Below are 3,508 nucleotides of genomic sequence, written 5' to 3'. Positions count from 1 at the left end.
ATGACTGGGGTGAAGTCGTAACAAGGTAGCCGTATCGGAAGGTGCGGCTGGATCACCTCCTTTCTAAGGAGTGCTAAGCTCTTAAGTATTTACTTTAAGGTTCTTTATGGGGGTATAGCTCAGTTGGGAGAGCACCTGCCTTGCAAGCAGGGGGTCAGGAGTTCGAATCTCCTTATCTCCACCAATGACCTAACAGAAATCTCTGATTTCGTAGTAGGTCAGGTGCCGTTTTGTTTCAAATCTATGATTTGTCAAAAAACGGCCAATGACTTTTTAAAAGTCAAAAATGACTTAACCAGAGTCATAAAAGTCGATAAACGAATCGACATCATGAACATTGAAAATCGAATAACAGTATATATTTCCGGTCAAGAAACTAAGGGCGCAAGGCGGATGCCTTGGCACCAGGAGGCGACGAAGGACGTGACAAGCAACGAAAACCTCGAATAGGAGCAAATATCCAGTGACTCGGGGGAATCCGAATGGGGAAACCTACTAGATACACTCTAGTATCCATACGTGAATCAATAGCGTATGGAAGCGAATGTTCTGAACTGAAACATCTAAGTAGGAACAAGAAAAGAAAGAAAACTCGATTCTCCAAGTAGCGGCGAGCGAACAGAGAACAGCCCATTAAAGTAAGACTAAACTGATAGACAAATCTTATGGAAAGAAGAACCAAAGAAAGTAACAGTCTTGTAGTCGAAATCAGAATAGAGACACTTTAAGAAGAGTACCACGGAGCACGTGAAATTCTGTGGGAAGATAGGGGGACCACCCCCTAAGGCTAAATACTACCTGGTGACCGATAGCGAATAGTACCGTGAGGGAAAGGTGAAAAGAACCCCGGGAGGGGAGTGAAACAGAACCTGAAACCTTGCGCCTACAAGCAGACAGAGGAAGAAGACTTCTAATGTCGTACTTTTTGTAGAACGGGCCAGCGAGTTACGATACGTAGCAAGATTAAACATTTAAGATGTGAAGTCGCAGGGAAACCGAGTCTTAATAGGGCGAAAGTTATGTGTTGTAGACCCGAAACCGGGTGATCTATCCATGGGCAGAGTGAAGGTAAAGTAAAATTTACTGGAGGCTCGAACCGGGTAGCGTTTAAAAGCTATCGGATGACCTGTGGATAGGGGTGAAAAGCCAATCGAACTCGGATATAGCTGGTTCTCCTCGAAATAGCTTTAGGGCTAGCCTTGTTTTAGATTACAGGAGGTAGAGCACTGAATAGTCTAGGGGAAGTAATTCTACCGAAACTTATCAAACTCCGAATGCCTGAAAATCGATGAACAGGAGTCAGACCATGAGGGATAAGCTTCATAGTCAAAAGGGAAACAGCCCAGACCACCAGTTAAGGTCCCAAAATACAGATTAAGTGGGAAAGGATGTAATACTACTCAGACAACCAGGATGTTGGCTCAGAAGCAGCCATACATTTAAAGAGTGCGTAATAGCTCACTGGTCAAGTGGTAATGCGCCGAAGATGAACGGGGCTAAATCTGATACCGAAACTGTGGGATAGAAAAGCAATTATGCGAGAAGTATGAAGAAAAGTGATTAGGAAATATATCAACTAGTAAAGTAAGAGAGAAAGACATTAATTAAAACTATTAAACGATACAATTTCTAAAAAACTTAACAACATACAACTGGCATAATAGCTTTTCTATCGGTAGAGGAGCGTTGTATATGAATTGAAGCAAAAAGCGTAAGCAATTGTGGATTATATACAAGTGAGAATGCTGGCATGAGTAGCGAAAAGGGATGTGAGAATCATCCCCGTCGAAAGCCCAAGGATTCCTGAGCAAGGCTCGTCCTCTCAGGGTAAGTCGGGACCTAAGGCGAGGCCGAAAGGCGTAGTCGATGGACAACAGGTAGAAATTCCTGTACTACAAGATTGTGATTGAGAGAAGTACTGACGCAGAAGGAAAAGTCGAGCGTGTGAATGGTAGAACACGTCCAAGTAACAAGCCAGAATATACAGGCAAATCCGTATATTCGCAAACGTAAGTTATCATGGGGAGCAGAAAGATGCGAAGCGACAGATTCAAACTGCCAAGAAAAGGTGCTATCAAATAATCTTGTACCCGTACCGCAAACCGACACAGGTAGGCAAGAAGAGAATTCTAAGACGCGCGGAAGAACCTTTGTTAAGGAACTCGGCAAAATAATCCCGTAAGTTAGCGAGAAGGGATGCCTAAGAAATTAGGTCGCAGAGAATAGGCCCAAGCGACTGTTTACCAAAAACACAAGTATCTGCTAAATCGAAAGATGAAGTATAGGTGCTGACACCTGCCCGGTGCTGGAAGGTCAAGGGGACTTGTTAGAGCAATCGAAGCAACGAACTTAAGCCCCAGTAAACGGCGGCCGTAACTATAACGGTCCTAAGGTAGCGAAATTCCTTGTCGGGTAAGTTCCGACCCGCACGAAAGGTGTAACGATTTGGGCGCTGTCTCAACAAAGGATCCGGTGAAATTGTAGTAGTCGTGAAGATGCGACTTACCCACGGTAGGACGGAAAGACCCCGTGGAGCTTTACTGCAGGTTGACATTGAATTTTGGGATTAAATGTACAGGATAGGTGGGAGACTGAGAAGCAAGCTCGCCAGAGTTTGCAGAGTCACTGTTGGGATACCACCCTTTTAATTCTAAAGTTCTAACTAGTTGCCATGAAACTGGTAATAGGACACTGTCAGTCGGGCAGTTTGACTGGGGCGGTCGCCTCCAAAAAAGTAACGGAGGCGTTCAAAGGTTCGCTCAGAATGGTTGGAAATCATTCAAAGAGTACAAAGGCAAAAGCGAGCTTAACTGCGAGACATACAGGTCGAGCAGAGACGAAAGTCGGACTTAGTGATCCGGTGGTACCGAGTGGAAGGGCCATCGCTCAACGGATAAAAGCTACCCCGGGGATAACAGGCTTATCTCCCCCAAGAGTCCACATCGACGGGGAGGTTTGGCACCTCGATGTCGGCTCGTCTCATCCTGGAGCTGGAGTAGGTTCCAAGGGTTGGGCTGTTCGCCCATTAAAGAGGCACGCGAGCTGGGTTCAGAACGTCGTGAGACAGTTCGGTCCCTATCCACCGTGGGCGTGAGAAATTTGAGAGGATCTGTCCTTAGTACGAGAGGACCGGGATGGACAGACCGCTGGTGTACGAGTTGTACTGCCAAGTGCACAGCTCGGTAGCTACGTCTGGGAAGGATAAGTGCTGAAGGCATCTAAGCACGAAACCAACCTCAAGATAAGATTTCTATGAGATTACTTGAAGAAAACAAGATAGATAGGTCAGAGGTGTAAAGGTAGTAATATCAAAGCTAACTGATACTAATAAATCGAAAACTTGACTGGAAATATATACTGTTATTGATTGAAATGTAAAAGTAAATAAGTATGGTGATAAAAGCAAGAGGGATACACCTGTACCCATGCCGAACACAGAAGTTAAGCCTCTTAACGCCGATGGTACTACGATGGAAACGTCGTGGGAGAGTAGGTAGTCGCCAAACAA

Annotated in this window: 1 tRNA gene and 3 rRNA genes; all 4 read left to right on the top strand. The window is 45.1% G+C overall.

The features are described 5' to 3' along the window. Nucleotides 1-63, top strand: a 16S ribosomal RNA gene (locus GKF99_RS08495); the annotation flags it as partial. Between the two features lie 45 nt (nucleotides 64-108). Further along, a tRNA-Ala gene (locus GKF99_RS08490) sits at nucleotides 109-184 on the top strand. A 182-nt stretch (nucleotides 185-366) separates the two neighbouring features. Next, nucleotides 367-3,348, top strand: a 23S ribosomal RNA gene (locus tag GKF99_RS08485). Between the two features lie 41 nt (nucleotides 3,349-3,389). Beyond that, a 5S ribosomal RNA gene (gene rrf / locus GKF99_RS08480) occupies nucleotides 3,390-3,506 on the top strand. Nucleotides 3,507-3,508 lie beyond the last annotated feature (2 nt).

Source organism: Finegoldia sp. BIOML-A2, from assembly GCF_009678315.1.
GTDB classification, from domain to species: Bacteria; Bacillota; Clostridia; order Tissierellales; family Peptoniphilaceae; genus Finegoldia; species Finegoldia magna.
Note: the sequence above shows the minus strand (reverse complement) of the source record. Positions and strands in the feature narration are given on the sequence as shown.